Source organism: Neolewinella lacunae (assembly GCF_014349155.1).
GTDB classification, from domain to species: domain Bacteria; phylum Bacteroidota; class Bacteroidia; order Chitinophagales; family Saprospiraceae; genus Neolewinella; species Neolewinella lacunae.
This window is the reverse complement of sequence record NZ_JACSIT010000125.1, coordinates 674-918: the sequence shown is the minus strand read 5'-3', so window position 1 is coordinate 918 and position 245 is coordinate 674. Positions and strand designations below refer to the sequence as shown.

The 245-nt window shown below is 64.9% G+C and carries 1 protein-coding gene; it reads left to right on the top strand.

Going from position 1 to position 245, the window contains the following annotated elements; all coding sequences use genetic code 11:
• Positions 1–245 (top strand): hypothetical protein (locus H9S92_RS22915; RefSeq protein WP_187467329.1); only part of this gene is annotated, 245 nt, incomplete at both ends.

Genomic DNA, 245 nt, shown 5'->3' with positions numbered 1-245 from the left:
ACCCAGGTGGTGAAAGTGGGCGACACGACGCCACCGGTCTTCACCGGCCCGAGCCAGGACCGCAACTTTGACGGCATCACCGACGCCGACCTGGTCTACACGACTAACGCGGGCAACATCTGCGCGGCCTACATCCGCCTCGACGCCGCCGGTGTCCGCGCGGTAGACAACTGCTCCGGAACCAACGTAACGATCACGGCCAACATCTACCCCGGTGCTGACCTGAACGCTACGCCCATCGGCTC